The sequence below is a fragment of the Saccharopolyspora montiporae genome, assembly GCF_015209505.1.
Taxonomy (GTDB): domain Bacteria; phylum Actinomycetota; class Actinomycetes; order Mycobacteriales; family Pseudonocardiaceae; genus Saccharopolyspora; species Saccharopolyspora montiporae.
The window spans coordinates 1-14,689 of record NZ_JADEYC010000004.1; the positions used below are offsets into that span (position 1 = coordinate 1).

Genomic DNA, 14,689 nt, shown 5'->3' on the forward strand with positions numbered 1-14,689 from the left:
TCGTCACCGACCGCCGAAGCGACCTCCGGATCCACAGCGGCCAGCTGGTCGTTGAACAGGTCCGGTGTCGACATGGTGTTGCCTCCTGGTTCGATCTTGTCAGGCGTTGCGGCGGTAGAACGGCAGCTCGACGACCTCGACCGCGACGCCCTTGCCGCGGATGTCGACCTGCAGTGCCGTTCCCGGCTCGCTCACCGCCCGGTCCACGTAGGCCATCCCGATCGGGTGGCCCAGGGTCGGGGACGGGGCTCCGCTGGTCACGACGCCGACCTCGGCGCCGGACTCGTCGAGCACCCGGTAGTCGTGGCGGGGGGCGCGCCGCTGCTGGGTGGTCAGCCCGACGAGCGCGCGTTCGGTGGGCTTCTCCGCGGCCGCGGCCAGCGCCTGCTTGCCGACGAAGTCGCCGGGCTTGTCCAGCTTGACCACTCGGCCGAGATTGGCGTCGTACGGGGTCAGCCGGTCGGAGAGCTCGTTGCCGTACAGCGGCATGCCCGCTTCCAGCCGGAGCGTGTCGCGGCAGGCCAGCCCGGCCGGCTTGAGGTCGTGTTCGGCGCCGGATTCGGTCAGCGCGCGCCAGACGTCTTCGGCGTCCCCGGGCGCGGTGAACAGCTCGAAACCGTCCTCGCCGGTGTAGCCGGTGCGGGCCAGCAGCACGTCCTTGCCCGCCACCTGGCTCGGATAGCCCGCGTAGTACTTGACCTCGGTGAGGTCGGTGCTGGTCAGCGGGCTGAGGATCGCGGCCGCGCGGGGTCCCTGCACCGCGATCAGCGCGTACTCGTCCGAGGCGTCGTGGAAGGCGGCGTCGAAACCGGTGACCCGTTCGGCGAGTTCGGTCGAGACCACCGCCGCGTTGGCCGCGTTGGCCACGATGAGGAACTCCTCGTCGGCCAGCCGGTAGACGATCAGGTCGTCGAGCACACCGCCCGCGGCGTTGCACAGCATCGTGTACCGCGCCCGGCCTGCGGTGATGGCCGAAGCGTTCGCCACCAGCGCGTAGTCCAGCGCTGCGGCCGCCTGCGGGCCGGTGATGCGGATCTCGCCCATGTGGGACAGGTCGAACAGCCCGGCGCTGGTGCGCACCGCGGTGTGCTCGGCGGTCTCCCCGGCATAGCGGACCGGCATGTTCCAGCCTGCGAACTCGGTGAACGTCGCCCCGAGGGCTTCGTGCACGCCGTGCAGGGGTGTCGATCGGGGCGGCATGTGGTGCGACTCCTTCTGGTGGGCGCGGGCCGGCGGTCGAGGCCGCCGCGGCGCGCTGAATCCACCATATCCCGGGCTGCCCCGCCCGCGGCCTGCGCGGCTGTGCGCTGGCCGGGCGGTCTCCCCGGAGTCATCTGGCCTGAGAGTTTCGCCACCGGTCGGGTGGCTTGCACCGTGGGCGAGGAGCGTGCTGCTCCTGCTTTTCTCCAGTGTCGCCTGCTGTCGCGCGGTAGCGGTGCCTGAGAGTTTTCTGGGGAGTTGTTGCTCCTTCGGCGCTCCGGGGCGGAGTCTCTCCCGCACGACGTCGTCGGCGCGTGTTTTCGATTGTGCGTACAGAACGTTACGAAGCGGCCGGGGCCGGGTCAACCGAACGCGATGGTGATCTCACCGGGGTTGTGCTCCGACCTGTCCGTCCGGAGCCCAGGTCAGCTGCCCGTGCAGCGTGCGGAGCCCGGCGATCAGCGCTTCCAGCGCGAGCTCGAAGCTGTCCGCGTCGATCTCCGCCGCGTGTTCGCGCAGCAGGTGCGCGCGGTTGAGGTGCGGGAGCTCGTCGTAGAGGCCGGGTTCGTCCGGGAAGCCGCCGGAGAACGATGCCAGCGCCGATCCGACGACCAGGTACTTCGCCGAGGCGCCGATCATCGTCGCATACCGCTGCGGCCAGCCGGCCCGGGTGAGCCCGCCGTGCACGGCATCGGCGCGCTGCAGGGCGTTCTCCCGCCGGTCGGGTCCGGTCGCCAGCAGCGGGACCAGGTTGGGGTGCGCGGCCAGCGCGGCCCGGTAGGAGCGGGTCCAGATGCGCAGGCCGGTGGCCCAGTCCGCGTCGAACCCGGACACGTCCACCGCGGCCATCACCCCGTTGGCGATCTCCTGCAGCAGCTCGTCCTTGGTCGCGACGTGGTTGTACAGCGACGCCGCGCGCACCCCGAGGCGTTCGGCGAGCCTGCGCATGGACAGCGCTTCCAGGCCGTCCGCATCGATGATCTCCAGGCCGGTCTGCCTGATCCGTTCCGGGGACAGGCGGGGAGTGGTGGGTCTGGGCACGGTCGGCCTTTCCTCGTCGCGGTGCTCCTCGGCGGGGCTGTCGGTGCAGCCGGGGGTCTTGCCGGTCGGGGTGCGCGCTCTTAGGCTGCCACAAAACTAACGCTGTTAGTAACAGGCTCCTCGCCGAAAGGACCGACGATGGTCGACTTCTCGCTGTCGGACACCGAACGCGACATCCGCGACTGGGTGCGCAACTTCGTGCAGCGCGAGCTGGTCCCGCTCGAACCGGAGGTGCTGCGCCGGGAGCGCGCCGGCGAGCGCGGGCTCACCAAGCAGGAGCAGCAGGACCTGCAGGACAAGGCCAAGCAGGCGGGTTTCTGGGGCGTGCAGACCCCGGAGGAGTACGGCGGCATGGACCTGTCCGCCGTGATGACCGCGCTGATCGAGATCGAGCTCGGGCGGACCTTCGTGCCGTTCCGGTTCGGCGGCAGCGCGGACAACATCCTGTTCCACGCCAACGAGGAGCAGAAGCAGCGCTACCTGCTCCCGACGATCGAGGGCACCCGCAAATCCTGCTTCGCGATCACCGAACCCGGTGCGGGATCGGACGCCAAGAACATCCGCGCCACCGCGCACCGCGACGGCGACGAGTGGGTGATCAACGGGGAGAAGACCTTCATCACCGGCGGGATCGACGCCGACTTCACCATGGTCTTCGCCGTCACCGACAAGGCCAAGGGCGCCGACGGCGGGGTGACCTGCTTCCTCGCTGACCGCGACATGGGCTGGACCTCCGAACCGATCGAGATCATGGGCGAGTGGGACCGCCAGCCCGCCTCGATGGTGTTCGACAACGTCCGCGTCCCGCACGAGAACGTGCTCGGCGAGGTCGGCGGCGGTTTCAAGCTGGCGATGCAGTGGATCGGCCGCGGTCGCTACATGCTGCCCGCCCGCGCGCTGGGCGGCTGCGAGCGGCTGGTCGAGATGGGCATGGACTACGCCCGCAACCGCGAGACGTTCGGCGCGCCGATCGCCGACCGGCAGGCGATCCAGTGGATGATCGCCGACTCCGCGGTGGAGATCGAGGCGCTGCGCTGGCTGGTGCTGCAGGCCGCGTGGCAGATCGACAACGGGATGGACTCCCGGCACGCGCAGTCCATCGCCAAGCTCTACGGCGGCACCCGGGCCAACGAGATCGTCGACCGGGTCATGCAGATGCACGGCGGGATGGGCTACACCCGCGAACTGCCGGTGGAGCGCTGGTACCGGGACATGCGGCTGCTGCGCATCTTCGAGGGCACCGACGAGATCCAGCGGCGGACCGTGGCGCGCAACCTGCTCAAGGGGCACGCCTCGGTCAGCGGTGTGCTGGGCTGAGCCGCGCGGGTTCCGGGCGGGCGCGTTCCGCCCGGGACCGGTGTTCACCCGCTCGCGATCTCGGCGGGCCTCGGCGCCCCGGTAAGCTCGGTCCGGTCGTCGAACACCGAGTCCGGGAGCTCGCATGTCGTTGTTCAAGAAGGTCGCCGCGTTCGCCAAGAGCCCGCAGGGGCGGCGGGCGATCAAGCAGGCCAAGCGGTACGCGCAGGACCCGAAGAACAAGCAGAAGATCGACCAGGTCAAGAACCGGGTCCTGGGCAAGGGCGGCAAGGGCTGACCCTGCTGCGCGCGGAATGCCCGGCATGCCGCGCGCCCGCTGCGCCGGTGGTCGTACCGCTCGGCGCCTTCCCGCTTCCCGGCGCCGCCGCGATCCTGCCGGCGCCGGGGGCGGAAGCACGAATTCCGCGCATTCCGCCCGGCCCGTCCGGCTCGGCGAATGGTGTGCCGCGAATCCGGATCGCCCGGAATCCGCGGCTGCGCGAAGAATCCCACCTGCCGCCCGTTCGGGGCCCGGAAAAGCCCACCGGTGCGCGCGGATCCTTCCCACGGGAACGGATTCTGCGCCCATCCGGGAAGAATCAACGCAATTCCGGTGAAATCGGGCACAACATTTTCACTCGAATGGGTGTAATCCGAATGGGTGGAAAAGAACGCTAGGGTCGGCCCCGTGCCAACCAGCTCCGCCGCCTCCGCCGAGAACTCCCCCCGCGTCGTCGTCACCGGTGGATCCGGATTCGTCGGCCGCGCCGTCGTCCGCGCGCTCACCGCACGCGGGACCCCCGTCACCGTCGTCGACCTGCAGCCGCTGCCGGACGAGCTGCGCAGTGGGCTCGTGGAGCATGTCCAGGGCGATCTGCGCGAACCCGCCGTGCGGTCGGCCGCCGTGCCCGACGGCTGCGCCGGGATCGTGCACCTGGCCGCGATCACCTCGGTGCTGCGCTCGATCGAGCACCCCGCGCAGACGCACGAGGCGAACGTGGCGGTGACCCAGGAACTGCTCGAACTGTGCCGGGCGCGCGGCTGCGGTCGGATCGTGCTGGCCTCCACCAACGCCGTGGTCGGCGACATCGGGCACGCGCGCATCACCGAAGACCTGCCGCTGCGGCCGCTGACGCCCTACGGCGCCACCAAGGCCGCCTGCGAGATGCTGCTGTCCGGCTACGCCGGGTCCTACGGGATCGCCGCCGCCGCGCTGCGGTTCACCAACATCTACGGCCCGGGCATGGCGCACAAGGACAGCTTCGTGCCCCGCCTGATGCGCGCGGCCGCGGCCGGGACCGGCGTGCAGGTGTACGGGGACGGGCGGCAGCGGCGCGATTTCGTGCACGTCGACGACGTGGTCCGGGGTATCCTCGCCGCCTTCGATGGCGACTACAGCGGCACCGCGATCATCGGTGCCGGTGAATCGTTCTCCGTGCTGGAGCTCGTCGACGCGGTGCGCGCGGCGACCGGCCGCGAGATCCCGCTGGACCACGTGCCCGCCAAGAACGGCGAGATGCCCGCGGTGATCGTGGAGATCGAGCGGGCGCGGCACGACCTCGGCTACCGGCCCTCCACCGGGCTGACCGACGGGCTGCGCACGGTGTGGGAGGACTTCCGGCGGACCGACGAGCTGTCCGAAGTGTCATGATCCGGGGCGTCCGGACCGGCTCGGTGCCCGGTTTCCTGCGGCGGCACTGGCTGCTGGTGCTGCTGCTGGTGGCGGGACTGGCGCTGCGCGTGGTGGTACAGCTGGCATACCGCCCGGCGCTGCTCTACATCGATTCGTTCCGCTACCTGGCGGACCTGGGGGTCTTCTACCCTGGCGGGATCAACCCGATCGGCTACGGGGCCTTCCTGCTGCCGTTGCTGACCATCGGCGACCTGGCGTTCGTCGCCGCCGTGCAGCACCTGCTGGGCCTCGGCCTGGGCGTGTGGATCTACGCGCTGCTGCGCAGGCACGGCGCGCCGAACTGGCTGGCGGCGCTGGCCGCTGCCCCGGTGTTGCTGGACGCCTACCAGCTGCAGATCGAGCACAACATCATGTCCGATCTGCTCTTCCAGGCCGTGCTGCTGGGCGCGGTGCACCTGCTGACCCGCGCTCGCCCGGGCCCGCGCACCGCCGCGCTCGCGGGTGTGCTGCTGGGCTGCGCCGTGCTGGTGCGGCTGGTCGGGGTCACCCTCGTGCTGCCCGCCGCGGTGTTCGTGCTGCTGGCCGCCGGATGCCGGCCCGCGGACGGCTGGCGCCGCCGGATCCGCTCGGCGGGAGCGCTGGTGGCCGGATTCGCCGTGCTGCTGGGCGGTTACGCGGTCTACAACCTCGCCTGGACCGGGGTGCCCGCGCTGAGCGGCTCCACCGGCAGCGTCGTGTACGGGCGCACCGCGGTGGTGGCCGACTGCCCGGCGCTGGACCTCACGCCCGCCGAAGAACTGGTGTGCCCGGACGAACCGGTCGCGCAGCGCGAGCTGACCGGGATCGACCACTACATCCACTTCTACGCCGTGCAGCACCGCGTCGCCGAGGAGCTGCCGGAGGGCACCGATCTCGGCTCGGTGCAGGGATCGTTCGCGCGGAAAGTCCTGCTGCACCAGCCCGACGACGTGCTCGCCGGTGTGCTCACCGACTTCCTGAAGGGCTTCGCGCCCACCCGGACGCAGGCCCCGGGCGACGTTCCGCTGCACCGCTGGCAGTTCCAGACCGAGTATCCGCTGCACGCCGAGCAGTGGTACGTGGCCGAGTGGGCCGAGCTGCACGACGGCGGAACCGTGCACGCCGATCCCGAGCTGGCCGGATTCCTGCGCGCCTACCAGCTCGGCGGCGGCTACACCCCCGGCACGCTGCTGGGGCTCGCGTTCGTCCCCGCCGCGCTGGCCGTGCTCGGGGTGGGGCGGGCCCGGCGTTCCGGACTGCGCGCGATCTGCCTGCTGCCCGCCGGTCTCGCGGTCGCCGTGCTGGGAACCGCTGCCGCCATGGAGTTCTCCTGGCGCTACCAATTGCCCGGCCTCGTGCTGCTGCCCGTGGCAGCGGCGCTGGGCTTGACCGCACTGTTCGGCCCGCGCACCGGGAACGAGCGATGACCGCGACACGGCCGGGCGCCTCGGCCCGGAACACGACCGAGACCCCAGGAGCTCCGATGCTGCAGCCCTTCCCGGACACCGTCGACGCCGCCGCGTTGGCCGAGTTCGCCCGGTGCCACGCCCCGGACCGGTTCGCGCCGGTCGTCGTGCTCATCGCGGCCTACGACGAGCAGGACGCGATCGGCGGGGTGCTCGCCGCGATCCCGGACCGCTGCTGCGGGCTGCCGGTCGAAGTGCTGGTGGTGGTGGACGGCGCCACCGACGCGACCGCGCGCGTGGCCCGCGAGCACGGGGCCCGCACCTGCGAGGTGCCGGTCAACCGAGGGCAGGGTGCGGCGCTGCGGCTGGGCTACCATCTCGCCGAGCAGCGCGGTGCGCAGTACGTGGTGACCACCGATGCCGACGGGCAGTACGACCCGGCCGAGCTCGACCTGCTGCTGCGCCCGCTGCTGGACGATCGGGCCGATTTCACGACGGGTTCGCGCACGTTGGGCAGCAGCGAGCGGCCCGCCCTGCTGCGCAGGATCGGTACCCGGGTGTTCGCCACCGCCGTCAGCGCGCTGACCGGTAGGCGCGTCACCGACACCTCGTTCGGCTTCCGCGCGATGCGCGCACAGGTCCCGGTTTCGGTGGCGCTGCGCCAGCAGCAGTACCAGTCGGCCGAACTGCTCGTGGGTGTGCTCAGCCGCGGCTATCGGGTCCACGAGGTGCCGATGCGGATGCTGGCCCGCACGGCCGGCAGCAGCAAGAAGGGCAACGACCTGGTCTACGGCTACCGCTACGCGAAGGTCGTGCTCGGCACCTGGTGGCGGGAGCGCCGGTCGGGCCCACCGGAGGTCAGCAAGGGGGTGGTGGGCGATCGCGGGTGAACACCAGCCGGTCGATGAGGAAGAACTTCAGCACGAACATCGCGGCGTAGGTACCGGCGAACGCCGCCCACACCACGGCCACCTGAGCCGACCGCTCGTCCGGGAACGCGCTGTGCGCCAGGCCTTCGGCCAGGTGCGTCGCCGCCGCGGCCAGCAGGGCGGTGAGCACCGAGATCGTGCCGTAGCGCAGCAGTTGTCCGCGCAGCCCGACCCTGCCGCGGTTCCCCCAGGTGCGCCGGTTGAGCGCGAAGTTGGGCACGGCGCCGGCCAGCCACGCGGCGACGGTGGCGACCACCGGCGCGGCACCGAGCGAGTAGCTGAGCAGGAACACGACCTGGCTGATGGCGGTGGCCACGACGGAGGCCGCGGCGAACCGGGACAGCAGGTGCCAGTACGGGCGCGGTCGGCCCGCGTGCTCGGCGCCGGTGTCTCGGGTGGCGTGCTGCACGGTCTCCTCCAGGTTCATCGTCCGCGGTCCGGTACCGGAAGGCTGCCGTCCGCGGCGGCCGCGGTCATGTCGTCCCGTGGCAAAGGGGACACTTCGCAACCAGCGGAAGGAATGAGAACATGCCGAATGTTATATCCATCGGGTGAAGCCGTTCCTACTGGCTTGACTTAGCGGATTCTGGGTTTCGGCGTCCGGCACTCCTGACGCCGACATGACGAGAAGGAGAACGGCGTGCGAATCCTGGTTCTGGGTGGGGACGGTTACCTGGGGTGGCCGACGGCGCTGCATCTGTCGGATTGCGGGCACGAGGTGGCGGTGGCCGATAACTGCGCGCGGCGGGGGTATGACCACGAGTTGGGTGTGGACAGCCTGGTGCCGATCGAGTCGATGCAGGTGCGGGTGGATGCGTGGCGGGAGGTTTCGGGCAGATCGATCGAATGGTACTTCGGGGATCTGGTGGATGCGGGGTTCACGACGGAGATGATTCGTGAATTCCGGCCGGACACCATTGTGCATTTCGGTGAACAGCGGGCGGCGCCGTACTCGATGATCGATCGGGCGCATGCGGTGTATACGCAGCACAACAACGTGGTGGGGACGTTGAATGTGCTGTTCGCGATCCGGGAGGTGGATCCGGAGATCCATCTGGTGAAGCTGGGCACGATGGGGGAGTACGGGACGCCGAACATCGACATCGAGGAGGGGTGGCTGGATGTCGAGCACAACGGTCGGCGGGATCGGGTGTTGTTCCCGAAGAAGCCGGGCAGCTTCTACCACTTGAGCAAGGTGCACGACTCGCACAACATCGAGTTCGCGTGTCGGGTGTGGGGGTTGCGGGCCACGGATCTGAATCAGGGTGTGGTCTATGGGCAGGAGACGGCGCAGACGGTGCGGGATGCGCGGTTGGCGACGCGGTTCGATTACGACGCGGTGTTCGGGACGGTGTTGAACCGGTTCGTGATCCAGGCGGTGTTGGGGCATCCGTTGACGGTGTACGGGTCGGGGTCGCAGACGCGGGGGTTGATCGATGTGCGTGACACGGTGGAGTGCATTCGGTTGGCGTCGGAGTCGCCGGCGGTGGCGGGGGAGTTCCGGGTGTTCAACCAGATGACGGAGTCGTTGTCGGTGGCCGAGATCGCGAAGGTGGTGGCGGGGGCGTTCGAGGGGTCTGCGTCGGTGGAGCAGTTGGACAATCCGCGGGTGGAGCAGGCTGAGCATTACTACAACGTGCGGCATACGGGGTTGGTGGAGTTGGGTCTGCAGCCGCATCTGTTGTCGGAGACGTTGATCGAGTCGTTGTTCCGGGTGGCGCAGCGGTATCGGGATCGGGTGGATGTGGCGGCGATGCGTCCGTCGGTGGACTGGCGCGCGCCGAGCAGTCCTGTCCGCGTCCGCGACGACTCCGCAGCGCAGGGCTGAACCTGCCGCGCGGCGGCGAAGGCTCGCGGCCCGGCGGGTGCACCTGCGCCCCGCCGGGCGGCGCGGCTACCAGCGGCGCAGAGCGCTGGCGGCGACGCCGCTGATCAGCGTCCCGATCGCGAGCCCGATCAGGACGATGAGCAGGCTGGACGCGATCTGCGTCTCCAGATCGGCGGTGGTCGTGGTGAACGGCTGCAGCGCGCACACCACGGTGACCAGGCCGACGATCCAGCCGAAGAACGCCTGCGGGCGCGGCGTGGTGACCAGCAGCGCGTGCATGAGCGCCGTGGCCACGATCGCGGCCGCGGCCGCGCCCACGCACAGGTACGCGGTGTTCACGTCGCCGAAGGTGCCGTGCCGGGAGGGGCCGAGCACCGGGATGTGCAGGATGCCGCGGATGACGACGACCCCGGCGAGCCCGACCAGGGCCGCCACCAGCGCCGTGGCCACGCCGCCGGTCCACAGCAGCCTCGGGTTGGGGCCGGGGTCGGAGCTCCGGTCAACGTCGTACATCGGTCGCGTGTAGTCGTCGACCACGGCCTGCCTCCTCGGGCTCCCGGAAGGGCGGTGCGGGGGCGAGAACCCGATGCTGGCTGGGCCCGGCGGGTCCCGCAACGGCAGGCGCAGGATGGTGCGGTCCGTTGGATGCGGGGCGCGGTGACGTCCGGTTGCGGCGCCGGACCCGGTTCACCGGCACGGAACGGAGCCGTTTCGGTGCACACTGTCCTGCATTCGACCATCCGGGTGAATGCCGGTGCGCCGCTGGGTCTGGAATATGCCACGCGCAGCAGGCACACTAGGTCTCGAACGTGGCGGTCGCGTTAAAGGCCGCGGTACGGGGAGCGGTGCCCCGGGCACGGAGCGTGAGCTGCGAACCCGGGGCGCCTACCGTGCGTCGGGGGGCTTCCACACGGACTACCGAACAGTAACTCGGTTGGTTGAGGCCCGGCGATACGGCACGTGGGTAGATATGGCCGGGCAGTGATCGCTCGGATCCCGCGATCGCCTGCCCGGGATGTCGCGGCCGGTGGCGGCCGCCGCCGCGACACCGTTCGACGCGGCCGCTGCGCCTCGGGCGCCTTCCGCGTCTCCGATCTCCGCCTGCCGGACGTCCCGCGTGCCGGATGGGATCGACGTCCTCCGCGCCGGGTACTCCCCGCCGTCCTCGTCCTCTCGCTGCCCGGTGTTGCCGCGCGTCCGAAAAGTCCCGTCATGGCGTGGTCTTCGGGGTCGGTTCCGGTCCGGTGCGGCGGTTCCCGAGGTCGGCCGCCGCGGGTGTGCGCAAGGCCACTCGCGTTCGCGATCCGGGATGCTGCGGCCCGATCCGATCGGCGTCCGCGGATCCCCGCGCGGACCCGGGGCGACCGCCCGCACGCCGGTCGCGGGGAGATCGACATCTGCTGTGCCAGTGGAAACCGGTCCGTTCCGGAATGGGTCGGCCGACCCGGTGGTGGTGGCGTCGTTCCCCGGAGCTCCCGCCCGCGCTGCGTTACACATTGTGACAGGGATAGCGATTCGGAGTCGGAGAAATAGCTCCGTTCGAAGGTCGTCTTGCGCGTGGTCGTCACCCTCGGCTACGTTCTTCGCTCGTGCATCACGGTTCGGTCACGGATGCATCTCTCCGCAGAGATCTTCCGCGCTCCCCCCGGGCGGATGTGGCCGGACTCCCCGAAATGCGAAAGGTGAAGATGGGCAAGCACCGCGCTCAGGGCGGCCGTCCCCCGAAGGCCGCCCTGTCCGGTCCGAACAAGCTGTTGGCCACCGCCGCGGCCACCGGAGCGCTCGTCGCCGTCGGACAACCCCTGGCCGGCGCCGGCGGCGATGCCACGCCGAACGTGGACCTCGCCGTCGGCGGCACGCAGGAGGGCCCCACCTCCGTGCAGCTCGTCTCCGCGGAGACCGAGGGCGCGCCGGACGTGCTGGAGCGGTTGCAGACCGCCCGGTCCGTGGAGGCCGACCGGATCGCCCGCGCGCAGGCCGAACAGCAGGCGCGCGCGGAAGCCGAGGCCGAGCAGCGGCGCGAGGCGGAGGAGCGGGCCGCGTGGCAGGCCGGGTTCACCAAGCCGGCCGAAGGCGGGTACAGCTCCGAGTACGGCGAGCGCGGCGGCAGCCAGCACCTCGGGCTGGACATCGCCAACGACACCGGTACGCCGATCCGTGCCGTGACCGGTGGCGAGGTGATCAGCGCCGGGCCCGCGGACGGGTTCGGGCAGTGGGTCCGGCTGCAGCACGACGACGGCACCATCACCGTCTACGGCCACATCGCGACGATCGACGTGAGCGAAGGTCAGACGGTCGACAACGGCGAGCAGATCGCGACGATGGGCAGCGAGGGCCAGTCGACGGGCCCGCACCTGCACTTCGAGGTGATCGAGGACGGCAGCACCAAGATCGATCCGCAGCCCTGGCTCCAGGAGCGCGGCATCGAGCTGGAGTGAGCGACCGCTCGCACGACCGCGGGGCCGGAAGAGCCCCGCCCCAGGCGACCGCCCGGGCCCGACTACCCCCGACGGGCCCGGGCGGTCCTCTATCGCCCTACTGCTCCGGGGCGCCGCCGTCCGGTTCGGCCGGAGTCTCCTGGAGCCGCTGGCGCAGCCAGGTCAACGTCCGGGACAGCAGCCGCGAGACGTGCATCTGGGAGATCCCGACCTGCTCGGCGATCTGCGTTTGGGTCATGCCCCGGAAGAAGCGCAGCAGCAGGATCCGGCGCTCCCGCTCCGGCAGCTCGCCGAGCAGCGGGCGGACCATCTCCCGGTTCTCCACCTCGGCCAGCTCGGTGTCGTCGTCGCCGATCGCGTCGCCGAGCGGGATCTCGTCGGTGTCGGTGAGCAGCTCGTCCAGCGAGGCGCTGCGGTACGCGTTGCCCGCTTCCAGTCCCCGGTACACCTCGTCGGTGCTGATCTCCAGGTGCTCGGCCAGCTCGCTGGGCGTCGGCGCCCGGCCCAGTTCCTGGGACAACCGGGCGATCGCCGAGGAGACCGACAGATGCAGTTCCTGCAGCCGCCGCGGCATCCGCACCGCCCAACCGGTGTCGCGGAAGTGCCTGCGCACCTCGCCCATGATCGTGGGTACCGCGTAGGACAGGAAGTCCACGCCGCGCTCCGGGTCGAAGCGGTCCACCGCGTTGATCAACCCGAGCGTGGCGACCTGGGTGAGGTCCTCCTGCGATTCACCGCGGTGGCTGAACCGCCGCGCGATGTGCTCGGCAACCGGCAGGTGCTCGGTCACCAGCCGGTCGCGGAGCTCGGTGTATTCCGGGCGTTGTTTGTCGAGCTTGGCGAGTTCCGCGAACAGTGGCGCGAGCTCGTCGTAGTGCTGGTTGCGCGATTGGGCCGTCGAGTCCGGAATCGCTCGCTTCACACCTGAGCCGCCCGTCCCTTGGTCAATTCGATCCGGACCAGGTGGCTGCCGTCGGCAGCCTCGTCCGACGCGACCGAGGTTGACACACTGTCGGCCAGGGCGCTGAGCACGCGCCAGCTGAAGGTGTCCTTGCGTGGCCCCAGGCCGTCGGTGCTGTGCACCTCGGCGGCGACCGCGATCCCGTCGCCTCCGGTGCGGAAGCGGCAGACCAGCTTGCTGGACGGAGCGGCCAGCCGGATCAGCGACGAGCACACCTCGTCGACGGCCAACCGCATGTCCGCGATCGAGTCCACGTCGAAATCCGCGCGCATCGCCAGGTCGCCGACCACTGCCCGCAGTACCGCGAGCTGGGTCGGATCGGCGGCGACGCGGACCTCGACCAGGTCCGCGTCGGCCGCTTCCGGCTCGACCTGCGCGACTTCGCGCTCCACACTCATCCAGGGCCACCTCGTCTCGATCGTGCGGGTGCAGGCGCATGCTGGGCTGTCCGCCACCTGGTACCCGACGCCCGCACCGAACAAACGGGCGGCACGTCACAGCATGGTGGTCCAGTAACCCCAGAACGCCTGCAGGATCAGCACCACGATCACCAGATACCACACCACGAGGACGAGGCTGTGGAACCGGCCCAGTGCCGCGCCGACCGACCGGCCGAACCCGAGGTGCCCGGCGGTCAGGTTGTGCAGCGTGGTGTACCAGAACAGCGGGATCGTCACGACCCACACGACCATGCAGTACGGGCACAGCGCGCCGATGTCGTACAGGCTCGCCACCACCAGCCAGTGGATGAACACCAGGGCCAGCGTGGTGCCGATCTGCATGCCCACCCAGAACCAGCGCGGCGGCCGGAAACCGGTCAGCAGCGCGACCCCGGCGGTCACCACGACGGGGAAGGCCGCCACGCCGAGGATCGGGTTGGGGAAGCCGAACAGCGCTCCCTGCGGGCTGTCCATCACCGAACCGCAGGAGATGATCGGGTTCAGGCTGCAGGTCGGGACGTAGCCCGGATCCGTCAGCTTCTCCAGCTTCTCCAGCAGCAGCGCGAACGAGGCGCCCAGGCCGATCAACCCGCCGAGGACGTAGAGCCAGGCGAGTCCGCGGGAGACGGGAGCGGGACCCCGGCCGGTGGCCGGGGTCGCGCCCGCGAAGTCGGTCGCCGTCATTTCTGCAGTTCCTCGTCGATCTTGCCGCGCAGTTCCTGGTTGACCTGGTTGAGGTCCTGACCGGTGGAGTTGAACTGCTCACCGTTGACGAAGATGGTCGGTGTCCCGGACACGCCGGCCTGCTGGCCGTCCTGCATGTCCCGGTCGATCCTGGACTGCACCTGCTCGGAGTCCACGTCCTGCGCGTAGCGCTGCATGTCCAGGCCGATCCCCTCGGCATAGCCGGCGAACTGCTGGGTGGCCTTCGCCGGGTCCCGCGCGTAGTCCTGGCCGCCGGGCGCTACCGCCCACTCCTGCCAGTTGTCGTAGATCGCGTGGTACATCTCCTTGTACTTGCCCTGCAGCGCGGCGGCTTCCGCCGCCTTGGCGGCCGGCTGGGCCAGCGGGTGCATCTCCAGCGGGAAGTTGCGGGTGACGAAGTTGATCCGGCCCTCGTAGTCGGCTTCGATCTGCTTGGTCACGCCCTCATAGTACTGCTGGCAGCTCGGGCACTGGTAGTCGAGGAACTCGACCACGGTGACCTTGTCGTCCGGCGCCTCGACGAGCACGTTGCTGTCCGGGTTGCGCAGCAGCTCCGGCGAGACTCCGCCTTCTCCTCCGCCACCGCCCCGGTTGAACAGCAGCACTCCGCCGATCACGACCACCGCGACCACCACGACGATCGCGGTCAGCAGCAGGTTGATCGACGTACCGCTTTTCTGGGTGACTGGATTCGTATTCTTCGGCATTGGCGCTTCCACTTCCGGCGGTAGGGCGGGCGTGCCTGAGCACTCTGCCGCCAGTTTCCCGCATTCACACGAAGGTGGAAGTGACCG

The 14,689-nt window shown here is 70.3% G+C and carries 15 protein-coding genes and 2 riboswitches; of the genes, 7 read left to right on the forward strand and 8 right to left on the reverse strand.

Annotated features, from left to right (window positions below; all coding sequences use genetic code 11):
* Positions 1–99: 99 nt before the first annotated feature.
* A complete protein-coding gene (gene gcvT, locus IQ251_RS01910) occupies positions 100–1,200 on the reverse strand; it encodes a glycine cleavage system aminomethyltransferase GcvT (RefSeq protein WP_193926657.1) in 1,101 nt (366 codons plus the stop codon).
* Positions 1,201–1,317: 117 nt separating this feature from the next.
* Positions 1,318–1,417, reverse strand: a riboswitch (glycine riboswitch).
* A riboswitch (glycine riboswitch) is annotated at positions 1,418–1,507 on the reverse strand.
* 77 nt (positions 1,508–1,584) lie between these two features.
* Positions 1,585–2,241: a TetR/AcrR family transcriptional regulator gene (locus IQ251_RS01915; protein WP_193926658.1), complete on the reverse strand. Its 657-nt coding sequence runs from the start codon at positions 2,239–2,241 to the stop codon at positions 1,585–1,587.
* 138 nt (positions 2,242–2,379) lie between these two features.
* Between IQ251_RS01915 and IQ251_RS01920 the strand changes: the two genes are divergently transcribed.
* From IQ251_RS01920 to IQ251_RS20180, 5 genes are all read left to right on the forward strand, one after another.
* The gene (locus tag IQ251_RS01920; protein WP_193926659.1) at positions 2,380–3,558 is read left to right on the forward strand and encodes an acyl-CoA dehydrogenase family protein; all 1,179 of its coding nucleotides are present in this window, start codon (positions 2,380–2,382) and stop codon (positions 3,556–3,558) included.
* Between the two features lie 124 nt (positions 3,559–3,682).
* Entirely contained in the window at positions 3,683–3,835 is a 153-nt protein-coding gene (locus IQ251_RS01925; protein ID WP_193926660.1) for a hypothetical protein, read from the forward strand.
* Between the two features lie 390 nt (positions 3,836–4,225).
* Positions 4,226–5,188, forward strand: a complete 963-nt coding sequence (locus IQ251_RS01930) for an NAD-dependent epimerase/dehydratase family protein (RefSeq protein WP_193926661.1) — start codon at positions 4,226–4,228, stop codon at positions 5,186–5,188.
* The gene (locus IQ251_RS20175) at positions 5,185–6,615 is read left to right on the forward strand and encodes a hypothetical protein (protein ID WP_370591146.1); all 1,431 of its coding nucleotides are present in this window, start codon (positions 5,185–5,187) and stop codon (positions 6,613–6,615) included. Before IQ251_RS01930 ends, IQ251_RS20175 begins: the two co-directional genes overlap by 4 nt.
* A gap of 56 nt (positions 6,616–6,671) precedes the next feature.
* Positions 6,672–7,484, forward strand: a complete 813-nt coding sequence (locus IQ251_RS20180) for a glycosyltransferase family 2 protein (RefSeq protein WP_370591147.1) — start codon at positions 6,672–6,674, stop codon at positions 7,482–7,484.
* Here IQ251_RS20180 and IQ251_RS01940 read toward each other — a convergent pair.
* The gene (locus tag IQ251_RS01940; protein WP_193926662.1) at positions 7,453–7,950 is read right to left on the reverse strand and encodes a GtrA family protein; all 498 of its coding nucleotides are present in this window, start codon (positions 7,948–7,950) and stop codon (positions 7,453–7,455) included. The genes IQ251_RS20180 and IQ251_RS01940 overlap by 32 nt on opposite strands.
* A gap of 213 nt (positions 7,951–8,163) precedes the next feature.
* On the opposite strand from IQ251_RS01940, the gene IQ251_RS01945 reads away from it, so the two are divergent.
* The gene (locus IQ251_RS01945; protein WP_193926663.1) at positions 8,164–9,351 is read left to right on the forward strand and encodes an NAD-dependent epimerase/dehydratase family protein; all 1,188 of its coding nucleotides are present in this window, start codon (positions 8,164–8,166) and stop codon (positions 9,349–9,351) included.
* Between the two features lie 66 nt (positions 9,352–9,417).
* On the opposite strand, the gene IQ251_RS01950 is transcribed toward IQ251_RS01945, so the two are convergent.
* Positions 9,418–9,888 (reverse strand): DUF6069 family protein, encoded by a 471-nt coding sequence (locus IQ251_RS01950; RefSeq protein WP_370591148.1) that lies wholly within the window; start codon positions 9,886–9,888, stop codon positions 9,418–9,420.
* A 1,151-nt stretch (positions 9,889–11,039) separates the two neighbouring features.
* Here IQ251_RS01950 and IQ251_RS01955 point away from each other — a divergent pair.
* Complete coding sequence (locus IQ251_RS01955) at positions 11,040–11,789, forward strand: M23 family metallopeptidase (protein ID WP_193926664.1); 750 nt, start codon at positions 11,040–11,042, stop codon at positions 11,787–11,789.
* 97 nt (positions 11,790–11,886) lie between these two features.
* Here IQ251_RS01955 and IQ251_RS01960 read toward each other — a convergent pair whose 3' ends face one another.
* The 4 genes from IQ251_RS01960 to IQ251_RS01975 all read right to left on the reverse strand — a co-directional run bounded on the left by IQ251_RS01960 (position 11,887) and on the right by IQ251_RS01975 (position 14,602).
* Positions 11,887–12,711, reverse strand: a complete 825-nt coding sequence (locus tag IQ251_RS01960; protein WP_370591149.1) for an RNA polymerase sigma factor SigF — start codon at positions 12,709–12,711, stop codon at positions 11,887–11,889.
* Complete coding sequence (locus IQ251_RS01965) at positions 12,708–13,148, reverse strand: ATP-binding protein (protein WP_193926665.1); 441 nt, start codon at positions 13,146–13,148, stop codon at positions 12,708–12,710. The genes IQ251_RS01960 and IQ251_RS01965 overlap by 4 nt, the downstream gene beginning before the upstream one ends.
* A 96-nt stretch (positions 13,149–13,244) precedes the next feature.
* Complete coding sequence (locus tag IQ251_RS01970) at positions 13,245–13,874, reverse strand: vitamin K epoxide reductase family protein (protein ID WP_193926666.1); 630 nt, start codon at positions 13,872–13,874, stop codon at positions 13,245–13,247.
* Positions 13,871–14,602: a DsbA family protein gene (locus IQ251_RS01975; protein ID WP_193926667.1), complete on the reverse strand. Its 732-nt coding sequence runs from the start codon at positions 14,600–14,602 to the stop codon at positions 13,871–13,873. The genes IQ251_RS01970 and IQ251_RS01975 overlap by 4 nt, the downstream gene beginning before the upstream one ends.
* Positions 14,603–14,689 lie beyond the last annotated feature (87 nt).

What these genes read in the sequence shown, in the direction of transcription:
- gcvT (WP_193926657.1), bottom strand. Translation starts at nt 1,200, where the DNA reads ATGCCGCCCCGATCGACACCCCTGCACGGCGTGCACGAAGCCCTCGGG.
- IQ251_RS01920 (WP_193926659.1), top strand. Translation starts at nt 2,380, where the DNA reads ATGGTCGACTTCTCGCTGTCGGACACCGAACGCGACATCCGCGACTGG.
- IQ251_RS01925 (WP_193926660.1), top strand. Translation starts at nt 3,683, where the DNA reads ATGTCGTTGTTCAAGAAGGTCGCCGCGTTCGCCAAGAGCCCGCAGGGG.
- IQ251_RS20175 (WP_370591146.1), top strand. Translation starts at nt 5,185, where the DNA reads ATGATCCGGGGCGTCCGGACCGGCTCGGTGCCCGGTTTCCTGCGGCGG.
- IQ251_RS20180 (WP_370591147.1), top strand. Translation starts at nt 6,672, where the DNA reads ATGCTGCAGCCCTTCCCGGACACCGTCGACGCCGCCGCGTTGGCCGAG.
- IQ251_RS01940 (WP_193926662.1), bottom strand. Translation starts at nt 7,950, where the DNA reads ATGAACCTGGAGGAGACCGTGCAGCACGCCACCCGAGACACCGGCGCC.
- IQ251_RS01955 (WP_193926664.1), top strand. Translation starts at nt 11,040, where the DNA reads ATGGGCAAGCACCGCGCTCAGGGCGGCCGTCCCCCGAAGGCCGCCCTG.
- IQ251_RS01965 (WP_193926665.1), bottom strand. Translation starts at nt 13,148, where the DNA reads ATGAGTGTGGAGCGCGAAGTCGCGCAGGTCGAGCCGGAAGCGGCCGAC.
- IQ251_RS01970 (WP_193926666.1), bottom strand. Translation starts at nt 13,874, where the DNA reads ATGACGGCGACCGACTTCGCGGGCGCGACCCCGGCCACCGGCCGGGGT.
- IQ251_RS01975 (WP_193926667.1), bottom strand. Translation starts at nt 14,602, where the DNA reads ATGCCGAAGAATACGAATCCAGTCACCCAGAAAAGCGGTACGTCGATC.